The organism is Streptomyces ruber (assembly GCF_014648075.1).
GTDB classification, from domain to species: Bacteria; Actinomycetota; Actinomycetes; order Streptomycetales; family Streptomycetaceae; genus Streptomyces; species Streptomyces ruber.
In genome coordinates, this window is record NZ_BMQK01000010.1 from 1 (window position 1) to 20967 (window position 20967).

Consider the following 20967-nt stretch of genomic DNA (forward strand, 5'->3'; position numbering starts at 1 on the left):
CAGCACGTCCCACTACGCCAACCGCGACTACGGCGAACAGCACCGCGTCATGCACCGCATCACCCTCCGCGGGGACACCCCCGTGGGCCCCGTGCCGGCCGCCCGCTGACACGCCTCCGCCCCGGTGAAGCGGTCCGGGCGATGGTCCACGCGCGGCGACAGCTCCGTGCCGTCCTGGCGCGCCACCACGGACAGCGGATGGTGCGTGCCGTCGTGGACCTCGATGTCCCGGACCGACCGGATCACCCTGACCCGGCGCCGCCTCTTCGACCCGCTGGGACCGGCCCTCGGCCTGCGCGAGGTACCACTGGCCACGGAGTCACCGAAGCCGGCACTGGCCATGTTCCGGCATCCGCGCACCGAGCGCTCCCCGGAACGCCAGTGGCCGCGTGAGCGGTTGAGGCGGGTGGCGGCGGAATCGTGAGGCGCGAGCCGGAGCCGCCACCTCGCGTCAGGCCGCCGCAGCGGCGGCGTGCCGCGAGCGCAGGTAGGTGTACAGCTCCCGCGCGAAGTGCGCGACGATCGCCTCGGCGAACGCCATTCCGACCCGCGCGAGCACGCCCACCACGAAACCGCCCATGGTTCCTCTTCTCCGTTCCGGCTCTCCGGTGCCCGCCTCTCCGGCGGCCCGGGTGCCGCTCGTTTTCCGAATCTCCCTGGGTGATGCCCTCGTAGACGTCCTCGGCACCACCTCCGGGCGACGAGCGGATGAACAGGCCGGGTGGGCGCGTCGGTCCGGGGCCGGCTCGGACGACTGAAAAGGCCCGCACGTGCCACGCGTCCCCGGAGGTGACCTCGCCGGACCGGTCCGCGACAGCGGACAACGGTGCTGCCGGCTGTGCCCGGCGACAGAATCGAGGTCCGCCCATGCTCACGGCCATCGCCACGGCGGCCGGCGCGCCGCTCACCGTCACCGAACGCGAGGTATCCGAGCAGGGACGGGCGAGGTCCTCGTCGGGATCACCGCGTGCGGTGTCTGTCACACGGATCTGGATCTGCTGCGGGGCCACTGGCCCGGCGCCCGTTTCCCGGTCGTGCCCGGACAGAGATCACGGGCGTGGTGGCCGCGGCCGGTCCCGGCGTGTCGTCGACCGTGCCGCCGCGGACGACGTCGCCGCCGTACGGGGAGGAGGGGAGAGACCGGCTCGCCACCCCACCGCCTGCCTCCCGCACGGCAACCTGTTCCCCAGTCACTCAAGCGGCGCCGGCCCGGCGCGCCGCTCGCCGCGGGGACGTACCCGCGGCGAGCCGGCGGGGCCTCCCGGTTCAGCGGCCGGTGCCGTCGCCGCCCTCGTCGGGGCCCGGTGCCGCGTGCTCCGCCGTCAGCGGGCGCAGGCGTGCCCACAGGCCGAAGGCGGCGGCCACCACGAGCAGGGCGATGCCGATCCAGAGGTTCACGCGCAGCCCGTCGGCCTTGGCGAGGTCGGCCTCGGAGTCGGTGACGCCGACCAGGGTGAGGACGACGCCGTAGAGACCGAGCAGGCCGGCGATGAGGATGCGCACGTCGAACCCGGCGCGTCGGCTGGTCATGCGGACCGCCTCCTTCGGACGAGGGGGTGCTGGTGGACGGTACGGGCGGTGCCGGTGCTCATACCGCCGTCACCAGCCAGACGCTCAGGGCGAGGGTGCAGACGAGGACGACGGAGCCGAGCACCACCGGGGAGCGCCACCAGGGCTGGCGCCGCCCCGCCTCGTGGGCGTCCGGCGAGTCGGGGTCGGGCAGGCCCCACACCAGGCCGCGCAGTTCGGACTCCGGCTTGGGCCGGGTGAACAGGGTGACGGCGACGGTGACGATCACGTCCACGACGAACGCGAAGCCGGCCCCGTAGAAGTTGGCCATCTGGGCGTTCATCTCGGCGCTCATGTCGCCGCCCGGGTAGAAGAACGCGAGGTGGCCCGCGGTGAAGTGGGCGGCGGCCGCGGCGGCGGTGCCCGAGAGCATGCCCCAGAAGCCGGCCCACGGTGTCACCCGCCGCCAGAACATCGCCAGCAGGAAGGTGGCGAACAGGGGCGAGTTGAAGAACGAGAACAACATCTGCAGGTAGTTCTGGATGTTGCTGTAGTTCGAGGCGATGAAGGCCGTACCGACCGAGAGGGCGATGGCGGCGACCGTCGCGACGCGGCCCGCGTTCAGGTAGTAGCGGTCGCTGCGGCCCTTGACGACGTACGGCCGCCAGATGTCGTACGTGAACACGGTGTTGAAGCCGGAGATGTTGGCGGCCATGCCCGCCATGAACGCCGCGAGGAGGCCGGTGAGGGCGATGCCGAGGACGCCGTTGGGCAGGTAGCGCTGCATCAGTTCGGGGATGACGTCGTTGTACGTCGGTCCGCCGTCCTGTCCCAGCTGGGGGATCAGCAGCAGGGCGGCCATGCCGGGCACCACGGTGACCAGCGGCAGCAGCATCTTGGGGAAGGCCGCGATGATGGGGGTGCGGCGGGCGGCGTTGAGGTCCTTGGCCGCGAGCGAGCGCTGCACCTCGGCGAAGTTGGTGGTCCAGTAGCCGAAGGCGAGGACGAAGCCCTCGCCCATGGCGAGGCCGATCCAGTCGCCGAGCGGGTTGGACCACCCGCCGACCTCCGTGCCCTGCCAGGTCTTGAGCAGGTTGTCGTCGATGCCGGCGATGCCGTCGCGCAGTCCGTCGAAGCCGCCGACCATGTGCAGCGCGATCCACACGATCGGGACGAGTCCGGCGAGGATGACGAAGAACTGCAGCACCTCGCCGTAGATCGCGCCGGCCAGTCCGCCGAGCGTGATGTAGACGAGGACGAAGACGGCCGACAGGACGATGGACAGCCACAGCGGCCAGCCGATCAGCAGCTTGATGATCAGCGCGAGCGCGAAGAGGTTGACACCGGCCAGCATCACCTGGGCGACCGCGAAGACGACGCTGTTGAGCAGGTGGGTCTGGCTGTTGAAGCGGCGCCGCAGGTACTCGGAGACGCTGTGCACGCGCGAGGAGTAGTAGAACGGCATCATCACGACGCCGAGGAACACCATCGCGGGGATCGCGCCCAGCCAGTAGAAGTGGACGGCGGCCGCGCCGTACTGGGCGCCGTTGGCCGCGCCGCCGATGATCTCCAGCGCGCCGAGGTTGGCGGAGATGAACGCCAGGCCCGTGATCCAGGCAGGCATGGAGCGGCCCGCGAGGAAGAAGTCGCCGCTGGTGGTGACGGCGCGCTTGGTGTAGACGCCGATCGCGATGATGGCGGCGAAGTAGACGGCGAGCAGGAACCAGTCGACGAGGTCGAGGTCCAGGGTGCCGGTCACGGGCCCACCTCCGCCGCGCCGGGAACGGGCGCCTCGCCGGGCGCGAACCGGACGACGAGGTCGGCGCGGCCGGCGCCGGCCGCGACCCGGCGGGCGTTGGCCTCGTCGGAGCCGAGGACGAAGGCGCGGGCGTGTTCGGGGCTCTTGCCGAACAGCTCGTGGCGGGCGACCAGACGGCGCACCCGTTCGTCCGGGTCGAGCTCCACCCACCAGCAGGCGTCCAGCAGCGGGCGCACCGGGCGCCAGGCGGGTTCGTCGAGCAGCAGGTAGTTGCCCTCGGTGATGACCAGGGGGACGTCGGGGGGCACCGGTACGGCGCCGGCCAGCGGCTGCTCCAGGGTGCGGTCGAAGCCGGGCGCGTAGACGGTGTGCGGGCCGTCGGGTCCCGGGTCGCGCAGCCGGCGCAGCAGGGCCGTGTAGCCGTGCGCGTCGAAGGTGTCGGGGGCGCCCTTGCGGTCGGCGCGGCCGAGCCGGGCCAGTTCGACGTCGGCGAGGTGGAAGCCGTCCATGGGGACGAGGACGGCGCGTCCGGGGCCGAGGGCGTCGACGAGGTGGCGGGCGAGGGTCGTCTTGCCCGCGCCGGGGGGACCGGCGATACCGAGGATGTGGCGCTCACCCGTCGCGGCCAGCGCCTCGGCGCGGGTGAGGAGTTCCTGGGGAGTCATGGTGGGCGTGCTTCTTCGTGGTCGTGGCCGTGGGCCGTGCGGACGGCCGCGCCGGCCGGTGGTGGGAGGCGGCGCGGACCGGTCAGCCGGCCAGGCCCGCGCGTGCCGCCTTCAGCTGGCCGGCCATGAAGGAGCGGGCGTGGGCGGCCAGGTCGGGCCCGTCGGACCACAGGTTGCGCCACACGGCCAGGTCGTTGGAGAGACCGGGGGCGACGACGGCCGAGGAGAAGGACTCGAAGGTGATCGGGCCGGTGTAGCCGATGGTGCCGAGCGCGTGGAAGAACTGCTGGAAGTCGATGGTGCCGGAACCGAGGTAGCCGCGGTGCGAGTCGCCGACGTGGACGTAGCCGAGGCGGTCGCCGCAGTCGAGGACGGGGCGGGTGAAGTCCTGCTCCTCGATGTTCATGTGGTAGGTGTCCAGGTGGACCTTGACGTTGTCCGCGCCGACCTCGTCGATCAGGTCGAGGGCCTGGCGGGCGGTGTTGACCAGGTTGGACTCGTAGCGGTTGACGACCTCCATGCCGAGGGTGATGCCGCGGTCGGCGGCCTGTGCGGCGAGCCGCCGCAGCGCCCGCACCGCGTGCTCGCGGCCGCGCGCGGTCGGCGGGCCCGCGTACTTGCCGAGGGCGCTGTACAGCACGCCGCAGAAGTAGCCCGCGCCGAGGTCGCCGGCCAGGTGGAGGGCGCGGCTGAGCAGTTCCTCGCCGCGCCGGGCCGTGTCCGGGTCGTCGGAGGAGACGTCGGCGTCGAAGGCGAGGCCGCGCGAGCAGGCGACGTCCAGACCGTGTTCGGCGAGGGCGGCGCGAGTGGCCCGGACGTCGACCACGTCCATGTCGTGCAGGGAGATCTCGACCAGGTCGTACCCGGCGGCCCTGCTCTGCCGGGCGGCGAGCCGGGCGCCTTCCGGGGTCCAGTCGCCGGTCCACACGAGGGCGTGCACGCCGAGGGGGTTGTCCGGGGTCTGCGGAGTGGTGGTGCTGCTCATGGAACGCTTCTTCCTCACCATCGAGTGCTTTCTTGCTTCACTATGCAACAACTTCTGCGTAGCAGTAAAGCAAAAGATGCCGTCGCCTCCCGCAGATGGCGCGGTAAGGTAAGGGCGCCGCCCCTGGCGAACCCGGAGGGACGGCCACGCGTCACCCGTCAGCAGGAGTCGGTCAGGAGGCAGGAAGGCCCGGTGTCACCGAACGCGCGCATCCCCGAGGGCGCCCCTCACCCCACCGGCCCCGGCGCCGTACTGGACCTGATCCGCAGCGGACGGGCCACGACCCGCGCCGAGCTGATGGCCGCCACCGGCCTGTCCCGTTCGACCATGGCCACCCGCCTCGAGGCGCTGACCGAGGCGGGCTACGTGGAGGAGGCCGGCACCGGAGGCGCCACGGGGGGCCGCCGCGCGCAGTCCTTCCGGCTGCGCCGGGACGGCGGCGTGCTGCTCGTCGCCGACATCGGCGGCGCCCATGTCCGCACCGCCGTGACCGACCTGGCCGGCCGCGTCCTCGACGGCCGCGAGCGCACCGACGACGTCGGGCTCGGACCGGCCCCGGTCCTGGACCGCGTCGCGGACGACTTCCGCGACCTGCTCGCCGCCGCCGGGCACACCGCCGACCGGGTGCGCGGCATCGGCATCGGTGTGCCGGGGCCGGTGGAGGCGGAGACCGGCCGCATCGTCAGTCCCCCGATCATGACCGGCTGGGACGGCTACCGCGTCCCCGACTACTTCGCCGGCCGCTACGACTGCCCCGTCCTCACCGACAACGACACCAACCTGATGGCGCTCGGCGAGTACCGCACCGCCCACGCCGGCGAGGAACACCTCGTCTTCATCAAACTGGGCACCGGCATCGGCGCGGGACTGGTGCTCGGCCGCCGGCTGCACCGCGGTGCCGGCGGCGCGGCCGGCGACATCGGGCACAGCCCCGCCCCCGGCGTCGACGAGAACGCCCCCGACGCGCTCGTGTGCCGCTGCGGGCTCACCGGCTGCCTGGAGGCCTACGCCTCCGGCTGGGCCCTCGTCCGCGACCTGCGGGAACTGGGCCACCGGGTCGACACGACCGCCGGGGTCGTGAGCCTGATCCGGGACGGGCACCCGGACGCCGTCCGCCTCGTGCGGCAGTCCGGCCGGCTCATCGGCCGCGCCCTGGCCGACACCGTGAGCCTCCTCAACCCCTCCAGTCTCGTCATCGGCGGCGAACTGGCCTACGCCGGCGACCACCTGCTGGCCGGCGTCCGCGAGATCACCTACCGCCGCTCCCTGCCCCTGGCCACCCGCGAACTCACCGTCACCACCTCCCGCCTCCGGTCCCGCGCGGGTACGGTCGGCGCGGCCGGCGCGGTCACGGACGTGCTCTACGCACCCGCCACGGTCGACGCGGCGCTGTCCCGCAACCCGTAGGGGGCACCCCGCCCACCCGCCGGACCGGGCCGGGCACCGCGACGGTTGCCCGCCTGCTCCGCGGCGTCGGCGGCGCGGACGAGGAGGAACGAGCCGAGGGGGACGAACCGGTACGGCCGGGCCGCCGGAGCAGCGCTCGCAGCGGGTGGTCACCGGGAGACGGCGGACCGTCGGGCGCGGGCGGGGGCCCGGGCCTCCTGTGGCTGCGGGCGAAGCCGGTCGGGCTGTGTACAGCAGGCGTTCCACGGTGGCCCGGGGATGCCACGCGCTCAGCGGCCCGCGGAGGCCGCCGGGCGCGGGGGGACGAGCTGTTCGAGGAGGTCGGCGGCGGCGTGCCGGCCGCCCGCGGCGCGCAGCGACCTGCCGATGGCCGCCGCGGCGGTACGGTGCCCGCCGGCGTCGTCCAGGATCGTGGTCAGCGCCTCGGCGAGCCCGGCCGCGTCCACCCGCCCGAAGCGCACCCGGACGCCGGCGCCCGCCTCGACCACCTGGCGGGCCACGATCGGCTGGTCGTCGCGGATCGGGGCGAGGACCATCGGCAGCCCGTGCCAGAGGCTCTCGCAGACGGTGTTGTGACCGCCGTGGCCGATCACCGCCCGCGCACGGCCGAGGAGTTGGATCTGAGGCACGTACGGGCGGACCAGGACGCCGGCCGGCGGGGCGGTGAGGTGGCCGCCGGGGTCCGCGACGACGCCCTGCACACGGTCGGCGAGCAGGGCGAGCGCCTTCGCGGCCTCGTGGAGGAAGCGGGCTCCGGCGTCGGTGTTGGCGGTGCCGAGCGAGACGAGGACCAGCTCGCGGGAGGGGTCCAGGGTGTCCCAGGGGAAGCCGGTGTCCCGCGGCCGGTCGGTGACGACCGGGCCGACCAGGTGCACCCGGTCCGAGGGCAGGGGCGCGTCGCCGAGGAGCTCCCGGCCGGTGAAGGCCAGGGTGCCGTACGGGGAGAAGCGCGGATCGTACGCGGCGGCCGGGTCCCCTGTCGCCTCCCGCAGCGAGGTCAGCCGGCCGGTCAGCCAGGCGGCCACCTTGGGCAGTCCGTCCAGCGGGCCGACGAGCTCCGCCGAGGTGCTGGCCGAGGTGAGGTACGGCACGCCGAGGCGTTCGCAGACCAGGGCGCCGGCCACCGCGTGCTGGTCGGTGACGACGGCGTCCGGGCGGAAGGCCCGCACCGCGTCCTCCACGGCGGGCGCCATCGCCTCGGCGAGCGGGACGAGGAAGTCCTCCCAGAGGAAACGGAAGGCGGCCGGTCCCGTCAGGCCCGGCGGGCGGACCGGGGCGCCGGTCCCGGGCAGGGCGGCCGGGTGGACCGCGGCGGCGGGCCCGGCCACGGCGCGGACGCGGTCGGCGCACCCGCACCACAGGGTCTCGTGGCCGCGCCGGGTCAGCTCGGCCGCCACTCCGACCAGCGGGCCGATGTGCCCGGTCAGGGGCGGGACGACGAGCAGGAAGCGGCTCATCCCACCGCCCCGGCCGGGGTGCGGGACCGGCGCGCGTGGTGCTCGCGCACCCAGTCCAGGACGAGGTCGCGGATGCGGGCGGGCTGCTCGACGAGGACCGAGTGGCCCTGGCCGGGAAGGACCGCGGTGCGGCACTCCGTCAGCCTGGCCTCCAGCTCCGGCGCCTGGGCGGCGAGTCCCGAGTCGCCGCCGAAGAGGGCGAACAGCGGGCGGCGCAGCGCCGACAGGTCGTCCGCGATGAGCCGCCCCGCCGGGACGTCCTCGGCCAGCGTGGTGGTCGCGAGGATGCGTCCCGCCGCACGGGAGAGACGGGCGGTGTGCGCCCCGTGGCGCTCCCTGATCCAGTCGATGGCCTCCTCGTGGACCAGCTCGCGGCGGGCGTGCGCGAGGCCGTCCCCGATGCGGCCGGCCCACGCGGCCACCGGCGGCTCCCCCTCGATCATGGTGACGGTGGCGGTGCGGCCCGGGTGCCAGGCGGCGAACCCCGCGGCGACGGTGCCGCCGAAGGAGTTGCCGGCCAGGTGCACCGGGCGGTGCTCGCCGAGGCCGTCCAGGAGCAGTGCCAGGTCCTCGACGAAGTTCTCCAGGCGGTAGCCGGTGGCGGGCCGGTCGGTGCGGCCGTGCCCGCGCAGGTCGTACATCACCGTGTCCATGCCCGCCGCGGAGAGCGCGGGGCCCAGGGTGAAGTAGTGACTGGCGAGGGAGTCGGTGAGCAGGCCGTGCACGAGGACGACCACCGGGGGTTCGCCCTCGGGGACCGCGCCGCCCACCGCGCCCGCGGCCAGCTGCTGCACGTGGGTGGTGATGTCGCCGGTGCGTATCTTCGCCATCCGCTCAGCCCTCCGCGGCGGTCGCGCGGAGCGAGGCGGTGACGTGGTCGGCGAGCTGTCCCACGGTCAGCGCGATGATCTCGTCGAGTTCCAGGTCCGCGATGAAGAGGGCGAGGTTGACGCGGTCTCCGTAGATTTCGCGCAGGGTGCCCGAGAGGGTGACCAGGTCGATGCTCTCCAGCTCCAGCTCGTCGTGGAAGAGGGTGTCGCGGCCGATCTCGGCGTCCTCGAGGCCCGCGTCGGGCAGCTCGCGCAGCACCGTGACGATCCGCGCGAGCACGGTGTTCCCGTCGGCGTCGCGGGGCGTGGTGGTCGTCGCCTCAGTGGTCATGCCGGTCCTCCTGTGTGGCCGACTGGCTCGGCGTCGCCCTCGGTCCAGGCGACGACGTAGATCCGTTCGGGCAGCCCCGCGGGGGCCGCCGCCTGACGGCAGCGCACCTCCCGGACACGACCCGCGTGTTCGACCCGCAGCAGGTCCGGGCGGGCGGAGATGACGCGGTAGTCCCGGGGCCGTCCGCCCAGTCCGGTGCCGCGCTCCTTGGCGACGGCTTCCTTGGCCGCCCAGAAACGGGTGAACCACACGTCTTCGCCCTCGTCGCCCGCGGCGACGGCACGGGCGAGGAGCTCGCGCTCCTCGGAGCCGCAGGCCGCCGCGACGGCGGCGGCGGACCGGGCGGTGACCTCTTCGAGGTCGATGCCGCAGGGGCCGCGTCGGGCCAGCGCGACGGCTGCCTCGGCGCTGTGCGCGAGGGAGACGGTGAGACCGGGGCCGATGTCGCGGCCGTGTACGCCGGTGACGACCGGGCGGCCGTCGGCGTCGTTGTGCAGGGCGATCTCGGCCGGGTAGATGTCCCCCTCCCCCTCCGCCCACAGCAGGCGGCGCACCGCGTCCTTGGCGGCGATCCGGCCGAGCAGGTGGCGGCGCCTGCGGGCCGGGGACTGGCTCCCGTAGCGCTCGCGTTCGGCGCCGCCGAGCATGTTGCGCATGATCAGCTCGCGGGTGGCGGGGTCGCGCCAGCGCTCGTGGACGAGTGTCCAGCCCTCGGGGCGCGTCTCGGAGAGGGTGCAGCGGCCGGGGAAGCGGTCCACCGCGCGGATACCGGGATCGGTGTCGAAACGGCGGTCGGTCCAGCCGGTGCACTCGGCCCGGACCCGGCCCTCGTGGACGAGCTGCATGTCGGCGGTGACCGTGGTCGGGGTGACCTCGCGGATCCGGATGTGGCAGTCCAGGGCGGTGCCGGCGGCCGGTTCGGGGCCGTAGAGGCCGATACGGGCCATACCGACCGGGAAGACGGTGGTGCGCTCGGTGAGGGTGCTCATGACCCAGTAGCCGAGGAGCTGGCCGGCGTTGTCGAGCAGCGCGCCGGGCGCTCCGGGGACGGTGAGCACACCGCGTACGTGGCGTTCGCCGAGCGCGGTCAGTTCGGTGACGCCCCGGAAGCGGGGGCCGTGGAACATCCAGCGCTCGGTGTAGAGCTGCTCGGCGGTCAGCTCCGGAACGCGCTCACCGGCCGGGTCGGCCGGCCACACGGCGGGCGGCGTTCCGGGCCGTTCGGCGAGCTGGAGCACGGCGCCCGCGAAACCGGTGAGCCGGACCTCGATCCGGTCCGCCCCGAGGCGGCGCACCTCGACCGGCACCTCGGACGCGGGCACGGCCTCGATCCACCTCCGCAGCCGCACCTGGTGCACGGCCACCACCCGCTGTCCCGGCACGGCCTGCTCCGCGATGCGCATCAGGTGGTCGATGACGGTGGTCGCGGGCACGACCGGCCACCGGTCGGCGTCGTCGGGCCAGCCCGGACGCTGCCGGAAGAAGCAGTGGTCGAGGAGGTGGGGCATCTTCTCGACGTCGATGCGGAGGGTGGGGGGCACGGGGGTGAGGGGGGCCGTGGCCCGGGGACCGGCGGGCCGGGGCGGCACTGCGGCTGTGGGCCGCCGGGTACCTGGCAGCCCGTGGGCCGGGACACGAAGTCCCCGGCGCGGGGTGCGCGGGGCCCGGCGCGTCGCGTCCAGGAGTTCCCCGGCGACCGCGGCGGTGTCGGTGAGCAGCGCGGCGAGCTCCGCGGCCATGGGGTCGCCCCGGGCGGCGCGGCCGAGTCGGCCGAGGGCGTCGGAGTGCGGGGCTCCCGCAGCGGCGTCCGCCGTCGGAACGGCGAGCAGGGCGCGTCCGGTGGCGCCGGCGGTGGCGGAGAGGCTGATCAAGGCGCCGCCGAGGTCGAGCCTCGTCCCGGCGCCGCGCACCGGGCGGGCGGCCGGCCCCGCCGTGGTGGCCGGGGGGTCGAGCGGCGTGACGTCCGGAGCGGCGCCCTCGGTCCACAGGGCGGTCGTCACCCGGCGGAGCTGGGCGAGGCCGTCGCGGGAGGTGGAGTGCGCGGGGACCACCAGGCGGTCCCGGCCCTCGAGGGTGTTGTCGACGAGGGAGCCCAGCCGGCCCGCGCCCAGGGTGAGGAAGGCGCGGAAGCCCGCCGCGTACATCCGGAGGATCAGCTCGCGGAAGCGGACCGGTTCGAGGAGGTGGCGTACGAACAGGTCACGGACCGCCTCCGGTGCGGCGGGGAAGGGCGCGGCGGTGGTCGCCGACCACAGGGGCGTGTGGGGGACGTGCACGCCGTACCGGTCGGCCGCCTCGCGGATCGGGTCCAGGTACGGGGCGAGCATCGGGGTGTGGAAGCCGGAGCGGAAGGGCAGCACCTGCGCGATGACGCCCTCGGCGCGGAAGGCGCCGACCAGTCCGGCGACGGCCTCCTCGGGGCCGCAGATCATCGACTGACCGGGGGCGTTGTCGTGGCTGAGGACGACGTCCTCACGGCCGGCGAGCCGGTGCAGGACCTGGTCGGCGGCGGTGCCGAGGACGGCGTAGGCCACGCCGGGCACGCGCAGCGCGTCCGGGTCGAAGCCGGCCAGGAAGGCGTCCACCTCCTCCGGGGCGTGCACCCCGGCCGCCGCCATCGCGGTCCACTCCCCCACGCTGTGGCCCGCCACGGCGTCGGGCACCACGTCCAGGCTGCGGAGCGCGGTGTCGAGCAGGCGGCCCAGCCGGAAGACGGCGGCACCGTGCCGGCCCACGTCGCCGACCCGGGTGGCCCCGTCGTGGGACCAGTCCAGGCCGAGGCGGGCGGCGAGTTCGTCCACCCTCGGGGTGAACTCGGCCTCCAGTCCGGGGAAGACGAAGGCGGTGCGCCCGCCGGCCCGGCCGAGCACCGGGCGCGGGGTGAACCACACGTCGTTGCGGCCGCGCCAGGGTTCGCCCCTGGCGACCGCCTTGCGGGCCACCCGCAGCCGGCGGGCGGTGGGGTCGACGATGCCGAGCCGTACCGGGCGCGCGTCGGCCACGCCGATCCCCGGCAGGCCCGCGGCGAGCACCGCGCCGTCCTCGGCGGCGAGTTGAGCGGCCAGTTCCTCAGGACTCCCGGCGGCGAGGCGCAGCACGCGCTCCGGTTCGGCGACGGTCACCCGCGGGCGGCGGGCACGGGCCGCCGCCGCGGGCTGTTCGAGGACGACGTGCGCGTTGATGCCGCCGAAGCCGAAGGCGTTGACGGCGGCCCGGCGCGGGGCACCGCCGGCCGGCTCGTCCCAGGGGCGGGCCGTGGCCAGTGTGGTGAACCGCGTCTCCGCGAGTGCCGGGTTGGGGTCGTCGCAGTGCAGGGTGGGCGGGAGCGTCCCGTGGTGCAGGGCGAGCACGGCCTTGATCAGACCGGCCGCCCCGGCGGCCGGCATGGTGTGCCCGATCTGCGACTTGACCGAGCCGATGACCGCACGCCCCGCAGGATCCGCACATCCCGCGGAGCCCGCGGAGCCCGCGGAGCCCGCGGAGCCGAACACCTCGGCCACCGTCGCGAGTTCGGCGCGGTCGCCCGCGGCGGTGGCGGTGCCGTGGGCCTCCAGGAGCTGCAGCGCGTCGGCGGCGCGCGGGTCGAGCCCGGCGGCCCGCCACGCCTGGCGCACGGCACGGATCTGGCCGCCCGGGTGGGGGGTGAACAGGCTCGCGGAGCGGCCGTCACCGGCCACTCCGGTGCCGCGGAGCACCGCGTAGATCCGGTCGCCGTCGCGCTGGGCGTCCGCGAGCCGCTTGAGGACGACCACGCCGGTGCCCTCGCCGATCAGGACGCCGTCCGCGTCCCGGTGCAGCGGGCGGCTGCGCTCGCTCGGGGAGAGCGCGCCCAGCTGCGTGAAGACGCTCCACAGGGTGAGGTCGTGGCAGTGGTGCACCCCGCCCGCGAGCATCACGTCGCAGCGCCCGGAGGCGAGTTCGCGCACCGCGTGGTCGACGGCGACCAGCGAGGAGGCGCAGGCCGCGTCCACGGTGTACGCGGGTCCGCGCAGGTCGAGCCGGTTGGCGATGCGGGAGGCGACCAGGTTGGGCACCAGGCCGATCGCGGACTCCGGTTCCTCGGGCCCCAGCCGTTCGCAGAACCCGGCGCGTACCGCCTCCAGTTGCGCCTCGCCGAGCTGCGGGGCCAGCTCGCGCAGGGTGTGCACGAGCTGGTTGGCGGTGCGCACCCGCTGGTCGAGGCGGACCAGGCCCGGCGTGAGGTAGCCGCCGCGGCCGAGCACGACGCCGGCCCGTTCGCGGCGGGCGGGCAGCACCGACCCGCCTCCCGCGTCCAGGAGGGCGCGGTACGCCACGTCGAGCGCGATGAGCTGGTCCGGGTCGGTGCCGGGCACCGACTTGGGCATCATCCCGAAACGGACCGGGTCGAACTCGGCGCCGCCGTCCACGAACCCGCCGCGGCGGCAGTAGAAGCGGTCGCTGTACCGGCCGGCGGCCCGGGCGGACGGGTCGTGGAACAGCGGGTCCCAGCGGTCGGCGGGCACCTCGGTGACCGAGTCCACGCCGTGCGCGATGTTGTGCCAGTAGGTGGCCAGGTCGGGGGCGCCGGGGAGGAGGACCTCCATGCCGACGACGGCGGCCGGCTGCTGCCGCGCCCCCGGCCCGGCGGGGGGAGGTACGGGCATGGCGTCGGACGTCACCGGGCTCACCACCCGGAGGCGGTGTAGACGACGGTGTGCTCGTCCGGGGCGCCGTGGGCGAGTTCGCGCAGCAGGCTGAGCGGGCCCTCGTCCGGGTCGATCAGCCCGATGCCGCGTGCCGCGTAGGAGCGCATCAGCTCCGCGCCGACCATGCCGCCGCCGCTCTCGGCGGCCGCCCAGGGGCCCCAGTGCACGGTCAGGCCGCGCCGCTCGGCGCCGGACCAGCGGCGGCCCAGCTCCTCCAGGGCGTCGTTGGCGCTCGCGTAGTCGCTCTGGCCGCGGTTGCCGAGGGCGGCGGCGAGGGAGCCGAAGAGGACCGCGAAGCGCGGGCTCACCGGCAGCCGGTCCACCGCGTCGAGGACGGTGCGGGCACCGTCGGCCTTGGTGGCGAAGACGCGGGCGAAGGACTCCGGGCTCTTCTCCGCGATCAGCCTGTCCTCGATGATCCCGGCCGCGTGGACGATGCCGTCGAGCCGTCCGTACCGGGCGTACACCTGCTTGACGGCGGCGTCGACCGCCTCGGCGTCCAGCACGTCCACCCGCCGGTACTCGGCCTCGCCGCCCAGTTCGCGCAGGTCGGCGAGAGTGGCGCGGACCTCGCGCTCGGCGAGCAGCGCGGAGACGCGGCGCTCGGTCGCGGCGGGGGTGGTGGTGAGCTGCGCGGCGAGCAGGGCGCCGCGCAGTGCGGCGCGGTCGGTGGCCCCGGCCGTGGCCGGGTCCTCGGCCGCCGAGGGTTCCGGGGTGCGTCCGAAGAGGACCAGGCGGCAGCGGGCGGCGGAGGCGAGGGTACGGGCGAAGCGGGCGGTGATGCCCCGGGCGCCGCCCACCAGGAGGACCACCGACTCGTGGTCGAGCCCGGCGGCCTCGGCCACGGCGGCGCCGTCACCGGCCGGTCCCGCGCCGCTGGTGGCGATCGCGCCGAGCGGGGCGGGCCGCAGCCGGAGGGCGCGGCGTCGGCCGCCGGCGTCGAGGAGCACCACCGGCTCGTCCTCGGGGGCGGCGAGTTCGGCGAAGAGGGCGCGGGCGGCCTCGGCGGCGCCCGCGCCGTCCGGGAGTTCGGCCAGGGTGGCGCGGATCCCGGGGTACTCGCGGGCCACCGAGCGGAAGAAGCCGCGCAGTCCGCTGGGTTCCCCGGCGCCCCGCCGGTCGGCGGCGAGCAGGCGGCGCGGGCCCGCCGCGAGGATCGACCGGTAGAGCGGGAAGGCGGCGGGCAGCACGGGGCCGCCGGCGTCCAGCGGCGTCAGGTGCACCACCGTCTCGGCGCCCGCGGCGGGCAGTTCGCCCTCGGGGCCGCCGGAGCCGCCGGGACCGCCGGGGCGTTCGGGACCGCCGGGGCCGTCCGGAAGAAGTTCGGCCTCGATGCCGGCCTCCGCCAGCAGCGCGGCCAGCTCGTCGGCGGTCTCGCCGCCGCCTATCAGCTGTACCCGGCCGCCGGGCTCGGGCGTTGCGGTGACCGGCTCCAGGACGCGTTCGGCGAAGACCAGCCGCCGCGGGGCGGTGATCACGGGCTGCGGTCCGTCGACGGCGGTGGAACCGGACGCGGGAGCGGGGCCGGAGACCCGGGAGGCATCGGGGACCGGAGCGGGACCCGAGACGGCAGCGGTGCCGCGGACCGGAGCGGAACCGGAGACCGGAGCGGAACCCAGGACGGCAGCGGTGCCACGCACCGGAGCGGAACCGGAGACCGGAGCGGAACCCAGGACGGCAGCGGTGCCACGCACCGGAGCGGAACCGGAGACCGGAGCGAGGGCCGCGGCGGGCGCGGGGCCCGAGCCGAGGGCGGCTTCGAGGAGTTGGCCGAGCTCGGCGACGGTACGGGCGCCGCTGAGCGCCTCGATCTCGGCCCCGGCGGTGTCCGGCACGAGGCGGGCGCCGAGCTCACCGGCGATCTCGGTGCGTTTGATGGAGTCGATGCCGAGGTCGGCCTCCAGGTCCAGGTCCGGCTCCAGCATGTCCACCGGGTAGCCGGTGCGCTCGGCGACCACGTCGAGGACGGTGTCCAGGACCGGGAGGCCCGGGGCGGCGGGCACGGTCGGCGCGGTGGCCGGCGACGGCATGGTGACCGGGGCGCTGTGCGCCGCCGCGGGGGCCGTATGCGCCGCAGGTGTCACCTGCGCGGTCATCTGCTCCGTACCGGCGGGCGGTTCGGGCGGCGCTCCCAGGTAGGAGAGGAGGACGTCGCGCTGGGCGGACACCATCTCCCGGCTGCCGCGGAGGAATTCCGCGATCAGCGCTTCGGGACCGGCGGCCGGTACGGAGGGGTGCTGGGGGTCGGACACGGTGGACTCCGTCACGGGTCGGGCGGGACGCAGTGCGTGTGGGGGGAAGGTGCCGTCGGCGCGGCGCAGCAGATGGCCGTCGACGGTGAAGCCGGCCCGCCGGACGGCGGTGGCGGTGGCCGGGTCGGCGGTGTCACGGCCGGTGAACAGGGGCCGGGTGCGCAGCTCGGCGCCGCCGACGGCGAGCCGGGCGAGCGCGGTGAGGAAGCCGGGCAGTCCGGCGTCGCGGCCGTCCTCCAGGGGGACGGTGCGGTGGGGCCGGTCCCCCAGCACGTCGGCCACCAGCCGGCTCAGCACCCGACCGGGTCCGGCCTCGACGAAGACCCTGGCCCCGGCCGCGTACATCGCCTCGATCTGCTCGGCGAAGCGGACCGGTGAGCCGATCTGGGCGGCGAGTTCGGCGCGGATGCCCTCGGCGTCCCGCGGGTAGGGGGCCGCGGTGCGGTTGGCCCAGACCGGGAAGGCCGGGGCGGGCAGGTCGAGGGCGGCGAGGTGGGCGCCGAAGTCCTCGTCCGCGCCGGCGAGCAGCGGACTGTGGAAGGCGCAGGCCACATCGAGCGGCCGGGCGGTGCACCCGGCGTCCCTCAGGTGCGTGACCGCCGCGGCGACCGCCTCGCCCGGGCCCGAGACGACCGTCTGGGCGGGCGAGTTGTGGTTGGCGGCCACCACGTCGCGGTCCAGCCCCGCGAGCCGCAGCACCTCCTCGACGCGTTCGGCGGGGGCGCCGATCGCGGCCATGGTGCCCGCGTCGCCCTTTGGGACCCGGCCGAGTACGGCCCGGGCGCGGGCGGCGCTGGCGGCGAGCAGTTCGTCGGGGGTGAGCACGCCGGCCGCGGCGAGCGCGGCGAGTTCGCCGTAGCTGTGCCCGCCGGCCATCGCGGGGCGCACGCCGAGACGGCCGAGCAGTTCGGTGACGGCGAGCGCGGTGATGCCGAGGGCGGGCTGTGCCACGGCGGTGTCGGTGATCCGGGCCCGGGCGCGGGCGGCGGTCCCGTCGTCGAACGCGGCGGGCGGGAAGAGCATGTCGGCCCAGCGGGCGCCGAGGTGGAGGTGGCGGTGGAGCTCGGGGAAGGCGACGAACAGCGGCGCGAGCATTCCGGGGCGCTGGCTGCCCTGGCCGGGGAAGAGCAGCGCGAGCCGTCCGTCGCGGACCTCCCGCGGTACGGCGCGCGCGAGATGGATGCCGTCGGCGGGGGCGTCCTCGCCCTCGGCGGCGCGGCGCAGCAGCCCGGGCAGCTCCTGCAGGGTGGGGGCGACGACCGCGACGCGTACGGGCTCGCCGCGTGCCCCGGCCCGGTCGGCGCGCTGCGCGGCGTGCCGGGCGAAGTCGCGCAGCCGGCTGCGGCCGCCGTCCCGCTCGATCAGGGTCAGGAGGGCGCGGACCGCCTCGGCGGCGGCCTCCTCGTCACGGCCGCGGAAGGTGAACAGCTCGGCCGGCCAGACGTCGAGGGCGTGCGCGGCGGGCGCCTGGTCGTAAGCGCGCAGGACGACGTGGAAGTTGGTGCCGCCGAAGCCGAAGGCGCTGACGCCCGCGATCCGGCCGGCCGGTCCGGCGGTCCAGGGGGCGGCGGAGGTGTGGAAGACGAAGGGGCCGGCCGTCGCGTCCCGGGCCGGGCCGGGGTCGCTCAGGTGCAGGGTGGGCGGCTTGACGCCGTGGTACAGCGCGAGGGTGGTCTTGATCAGCCCGGCGAGTCCCGCGGCGCACTTGGTGTGCCCTATCTGTGATTTGACCGATCCGATGGCGCAGGAGCCGGGGGCCGCACCGTGCTCGGCGAACACCTCCGTCAGGGTGGCGAGTTCGGTGCGGTCGCCGACGACGGTGCCGGTGCCGTGGGCCTCGATCAGACCGACCTCGGCCGGGGAGACCCGGGCGTTCGCGTAGGCGCGGGTCAGGGCGGCGCGCTGGCCCCCGGGTGCGGGCGCGGTCAGGCCGAGGGCGCGGCCGTCGCCGGCGCTGCCGACGCCGTCGATGACGGCGTAGATCCGGTCGCCGTCGCGTTCGGCGTCGGCCAGGCGCTTGAGCGCCACGCAGGCGACGCCCTCGCCGAGGGCGATGCCGTCGGCGCTCGCGTCGAAGGGGGCGGAGCGGCCGGAGGGCGAGAGCGCGTGCACCGAGGAGAAGAGCAGGTAGTCGTTGATGCCGTTGTGCAGGTCGGCGCCGCCGCACAGCACCAGGTCGCTGGTGCCGGTGGTGAGTTCCTTGCAGGCGGCGTCCACGGCGGTGAGCGAGGAGGCGCAGGCCGCGTCGACGGTGTAGTTGGCACCGCCGAGGTCGAGCCGGTTGGCGATGCGCCCGGCGATGACGTTGGCGAGCATGCCGGGGAAGGAGTCCTCGGTCAGCTCCGGCAGCTGCTCCGCCAGCTCCGGCGGCAGGGCGCCCAGGTAGGCGGGCAGTACGGCGCGCAGGGTGGTGGCGTTGGCGAGGTCGCTGCCCGCCTCGGCGCCGAAGATCACCGAGGTGCGGCGGTGGTCGGCGTCCGGTCTCTCGTACCCGGCGTCGGCGAGCGCGCGGCGGGCCGCCTCCAGGGCGAGCAGCTGTACGGGTTCGATGCTGGGCAGCGAGGCGGGCGGGATGCCGTGGCGCAGGGGGTCGAAGGGGATGCGCGGCAGGAAACCGCCCCAGCGGGACGGGGTGTGTCCGCCGTCGCCGTCCGGGGCGTAGTAGAGCTCCTGGTCCCAGCGGTCGGCGGGCACCTCGGTGACGCTGTCGGTGCCGGCGACCACGTTGGCCCAGAACTCGCCGAGGTCGTGGGCGCCGGGGAACATCGCGGCCATGCCGACCACGGCGATGCGCAGCGGCGCGGGTGCCTCCTCTGCGGCGGGGACGCCCGCGGCGGCGCGCTCGGCGAGGTGGGCGGCGGCGCCCTCGGTGACGTCCCGGTGCAGGGCGGCGATCGTGGTGGTCCTCGTGCGCAGCACGCTGACCTCGCCGGCCATGAACATGCCCGCGGCGCTCTGGCGGTCCTCGTCCACCGTGCGCAGTGCGTCGCCGACCCGCTCGACGCCCTTGGCGGCGATACGGAGCCGGCCGACGGTGAAGCGCTCCAGGCGGTCCCGGATCTCGCGGTCCGGCACGCCCCGGGCGGTGAGTTCCGCGCGCAGCGCGGCGAAGTCGCGGGTGACGTCGCCGGCGGCGCAGCGGGTGGCGTGGCCGGGCGCGGTCTCCAGGAGATCGGTGCGCTCGGCGGCGAGGACCCGCCGCTGGAAGAGCGGCCGGATGGCGCCCGTGCCGACCGCCTCGGCGGTGAACAGATAGGCGGTCCCCATCAGTACGCCGAAGCCCGCGCCCGCCTCGGTCAGCGGGGCGGCGACGGTCGCGGCCATGGCGGCGGACCGGGCGTCGTGGACACCGCCCGCGAAGAGCACGGTCAGCTCCGCGGCCGCCGCGGGACCCTGTTCGGTGAGCCACTCGCACAGCACCTCGGTCTGCGCCTCCCAAAGGGGGAAGCTGTTGCGGGGGCCGATGTGACCGCCGCACTCGGCGCCCTCGAGGACGAACCGGCGGGCGCCCGCGGCGAGGAACTGCCGCAGCAGCCCGGGCGAGGGCACGTGCAGGAACGCCGGGATGCCCTCCGCCTCCAGGGCGGCGGCCTGCGCGGGACGGCCGCCCGCGATGATCGCGTGGCTGGGCCGCAGTTCCCGTACGACGGCGAGCTGGGCCTCCTTGACCCGCTCGTCCGCGAAGCCGAGGACGCCCACGCCCCAGGGGGTGCCGTCGGGCAGTGTGTCCCGGGTGCGCTCCAGCATGGCGCGGGTGCGCGCGCCGTCGGCGAGGGCCAGGGCGAGGAAGGGCAGCGCGCCCTCGGCGGCCACCTCGGCGGCGAAGGCGGGTTCGTCGCTGACCCGGGTCATCGGGCCCTGGGCGACCGGGAGGCGGGTGCCGAGCGCGCGGGCCCCGGCGGAGCCCTCGGTGAGTGCGGCGGCCGCGGTGGCGGCGTCGGCACCGGTACGCGTCATGGCGTCGCGGATCCTGCGGACCGCCTCGGCGACGGTGGTGGAGCGGGCGGCGAAGGAGGCGGCGAGGTGGCCGTCCTGGCCGACGGGCAGGAGGCGCCGCGCGGGGTCGGCGGCGGTGAGGGCGCGGAGCGCGGCGGCCCGGTCGGCGGGCGGCTCGGGGGCCTGCGGCCCGCGGCGGCGCAGGAGGCGCACCCCGTCGACGAGGACGCTCTCGGAGCCGTCGAGCGAGCCGAGCGCCTCGGCGGTTTCGGCGTCCGGTTCGGCCTCGTCGAGCAGCGCGAGCTGGATGTCGAGCACGACGCCCGCGGCGCCGCCGGCCACGGCCGCGGCGGCGGTGCGCGGGCCGATGCCGCCCCAGGCCCAGACCGGGACGGTGATCTCCGGGTCGGCGAGCACCTTCTGCAGCAGGACGAAGGTGCTCAGCTCGCCGGCCCGGCCGCCGCACTCGCTGCCGCGCAGCAGCAGTCCCGCGGCGCCGTCGCGGACCGCGGCGGCGGCCCCGGCCGGTCCGGTGACCTCGACGAGGACCCGGCGGCCCGGGAAGTCGGCGGTGTTCCGCTCGGGGTCGGCGAGCAGGACGGTGCCCGCGCTCGCGGGCAGGCCCGCGAGGTCCTCGGGGCCGAGTGGGCAGCCGGGACGGACGCGCACTCCGAAGGGGCGGCCGGCGGACCAGCGGGCGGTGCGGTCCAGGAGGCCGGCGGCCTCACGCGGCCGCCCGGGCAGTTCGAGCACGCCGAGGGCGCCTGCCCGGCCGGCCGCGGCGGTGAGACGCGGCGAGGGGCGGTGCAGCGGATTCACCGCGATGACGGCGTCCGTCGGGGGCTGCGACGGCACGGGGGAGGTGAGCGTCCGCATGGGAGTCTCCGGTGTGGGGCGTGGTGCGTGACAGTCGACTGCCGCCGTGACGGGCGGTCGACCCGTGACTGAGCGTGACTCCAGGCGTCACCGCACGCACGTCCTCCGACGAGGAACCCGGAGACGCACGCGCAGCATCTTGTCCTTCCGGTCTTTGCTGCAACACCGGGCGTCTTCGCAGTGCGGACAACTCCGTTCCGCCATACGGCAGTGACGCGGTTTTTCCGTTTGCCTTACGTTTGCCTTACGGAAGCATGTGGCGGATCACAGGAGCATGCGGGCAGCCACGCAAC

At 75.7% G+C, this 20967-nt stretch carries 11 protein-coding genes and 3 pseudogenes; 4 read left to right on the top strand and 10 right to left on the bottom strand.

The genetic code is table 11. The features are described 5' to 3' along the window. Together IEZ04_RS35820 and IEZ04_RS21025 are read left to right on the top strand one after the other, a co-directional pair. Positions 1-109, top strand: a pseudogene (locus IEZ04_RS35820) (taurine dioxygenase); the annotation flags it as partial. A 114-nt stretch (positions 110-223) separates the two neighbouring features. Next, positions 224-424 (top strand): type 2 periplasmic-binding domain-containing protein, encoded by a 201-nt coding sequence (locus IEZ04_RS21025; RefSeq protein ID WP_189218485.1) that lies wholly within the window; start codon positions 224-226, stop codon positions 422-424. A 27-nt stretch (positions 425-451) separates the two neighbouring features. On the opposite strand, the gene IEZ04_RS35625 is transcribed toward IEZ04_RS21025, so the two are convergent. Then, positions 452-580: a hypothetical protein gene (locus tag IEZ04_RS35625; RefSeq protein WP_268245680.1), complete on the bottom strand. Its 129-nt coding sequence runs from the start codon at positions 578-580 to the stop codon at positions 452-454. A gap of 190 nt (positions 581-770) precedes the next feature. On the opposite strand from IEZ04_RS35625, the pseudogene IEZ04_RS34925 reads away from it, so the two are divergent. Beyond that, positions 771-995, top strand: a pseudogene (locus IEZ04_RS34925) (hypothetical protein); the annotation flags it as partial. Positions 996-1266: 271 nt separating this feature from the next. Here the strand turns inward: IEZ04_RS34925 and IEZ04_RS21035 are convergent. From IEZ04_RS21035 to IEZ04_RS21050, 4 genes and pseudogenes are all read right to left on the bottom strand, one after another. Next, the gene (locus IEZ04_RS21035; protein ID WP_189218486.1) at positions 1267-1530 is read right to left on the bottom strand and encodes a hypothetical protein; all 264 of its coding nucleotides are present in this window, start codon (positions 1528-1530) and stop codon (positions 1267-1269) included. Positions 1531-1588: 58 nt separating this feature from the next. After that, on the bottom strand, positions 1589-3268 hold the full coding sequence (locus IEZ04_RS21040; protein WP_189218487.1) for a sodium:solute symporter family protein: 1680 nt from the start codon (positions 3266-3268) through the stop codon (positions 1589-1591). Continuing rightward, positions 3265-3936 (bottom strand): annotated as a pseudogene (locus IEZ04_RS21045) (nucleoside/nucleotide kinase family protein); the annotation flags it as partial. The pseudogene IEZ04_RS21045 and the gene IEZ04_RS21040, both read right to left, overlap by 4 nt. Positions 3937-4015: 79 nt before the next feature. After that, positions 4016-4918: a sugar phosphate isomerase/epimerase family protein gene (locus tag IEZ04_RS21050; protein ID WP_189218489.1), complete on the bottom strand. Its 903-nt coding sequence runs from the start codon at positions 4916-4918 to the stop codon at positions 4016-4018. A 192-nt stretch (positions 4919-5110) separates the two neighbouring features. On the opposite strand from IEZ04_RS21050, the gene IEZ04_RS21055 reads away from it, so the two are divergent. Beyond that, positions 5111-6325 carry an ROK family transcriptional regulator gene (locus IEZ04_RS21055; RefSeq protein WP_229821150.1) on the top strand — a complete coding sequence of 405 codons (1215 nt, stop codon included), beginning with the start codon at positions 5111-5113 and terminating at the stop codon, positions 6323-6325. A gap of 269 nt (positions 6326-6594) precedes the next feature. Here the strand turns inward: IEZ04_RS21055 and IEZ04_RS21060 are convergent, their stop codons facing one another. From IEZ04_RS21060 to IEZ04_RS21080, 5 genes are read right to left on the bottom strand one after another with little or no spacing between them, the layout of a single operon-like run. Further along, entirely contained in the window at positions 6595-7782 is a 1188-nt protein-coding gene (locus IEZ04_RS21060; protein WP_189218491.1) for a glycosyltransferase, read from the bottom strand. Then, positions 7779-8612, bottom strand: a complete 834-nt coding sequence (locus IEZ04_RS21065) for an alpha/beta fold hydrolase (protein ID WP_189218492.1) — start codon at positions 8610-8612, stop codon at positions 7779-7781. Before IEZ04_RS21065 ends, IEZ04_RS21060 begins: the two co-directional genes overlap by 4 nt. Positions 8613-8616: 4 nt before the next feature. Next, entirely contained in the window at positions 8617-8943 is a 327-nt protein-coding gene (locus IEZ04_RS21070) for an acyl carrier protein (protein ID WP_189218493.1), read from the bottom strand. Next, a complete protein-coding gene (locus IEZ04_RS21075) occupies positions 8940-13568 on the bottom strand; it encodes a type I polyketide synthase (protein WP_189218494.1) in 4629 nt (1542 codons plus the stop codon). The genes IEZ04_RS21070 and IEZ04_RS21075 overlap by 4 nt, the downstream gene beginning before the upstream one ends. Positions 13569-13588: 20 nt before the next feature. Beyond that, positions 13589-20674, bottom strand: coding sequence for a type I polyketide synthase (locus IEZ04_RS21080; RefSeq protein ID WP_189218495.1), 7086 nt, complete (start codon positions 20672-20674; stop codon positions 13589-13591). Positions 20675-20967 lie beyond the last annotated feature (293 nt).

Coding starts and splice junctions, on each gene's coding strand:
- IEZ04_RS21080 (WP_189218495.1), bottom strand. CDS start 20,674: ATGCGGACGCTCACCTCCCCCGTGCCGTCGCAGCCCCCGACGGACGCC.
- IEZ04_RS21065 (WP_189218492.1), bottom strand. CDS start 8,612: ATGGCGAAGATACGCACCGGCGACATCACCACCCACGTGCAGCAGCTG.
- IEZ04_RS21070 (WP_189218493.1), bottom strand. CDS start 8,943: ATGACCACTGAGGCGACGACCACCACGCCCCGCGACGCCGACGGGAAC.
- IEZ04_RS21050 (WP_189218489.1), bottom strand. CDS start 4,918: ATGAGCAGCACCACCACTCCGCAGACCCCGGACAACCCCCTCGGCGTG.
- IEZ04_RS21060 (WP_189218491.1), bottom strand. CDS start 7,782: ATGAGCCGCTTCCTGCTCGTCGTCCCGCCCCTGACCGGGCACATCGGC.
- IEZ04_RS21035 (WP_189218486.1), bottom strand. CDS start 1,530: ATGACCAGCCGACGCGCCGGGTTCGACGTGCGCATCCTCATCGCCGGC.
- IEZ04_RS21075 (WP_189218494.1), bottom strand. CDS start 13,568: ATGCCCGTACCTCCCCCCGCCGGGCCGGGGGCGCGGCAGCAGCCGGCC.
- IEZ04_RS35625 (WP_268245680.1), bottom strand. CDS start 580: ATGGGCGGTTTCGTGGTGGGCGTGCTCGCGCGGGTCGGAATGGCGTTC.
- IEZ04_RS21025 (WP_189218485.1), top strand. CDS start 224: ATGTCCCGGACCGACCGGATCACCCTGACCCGGCGCCGCCTCTTCGAC.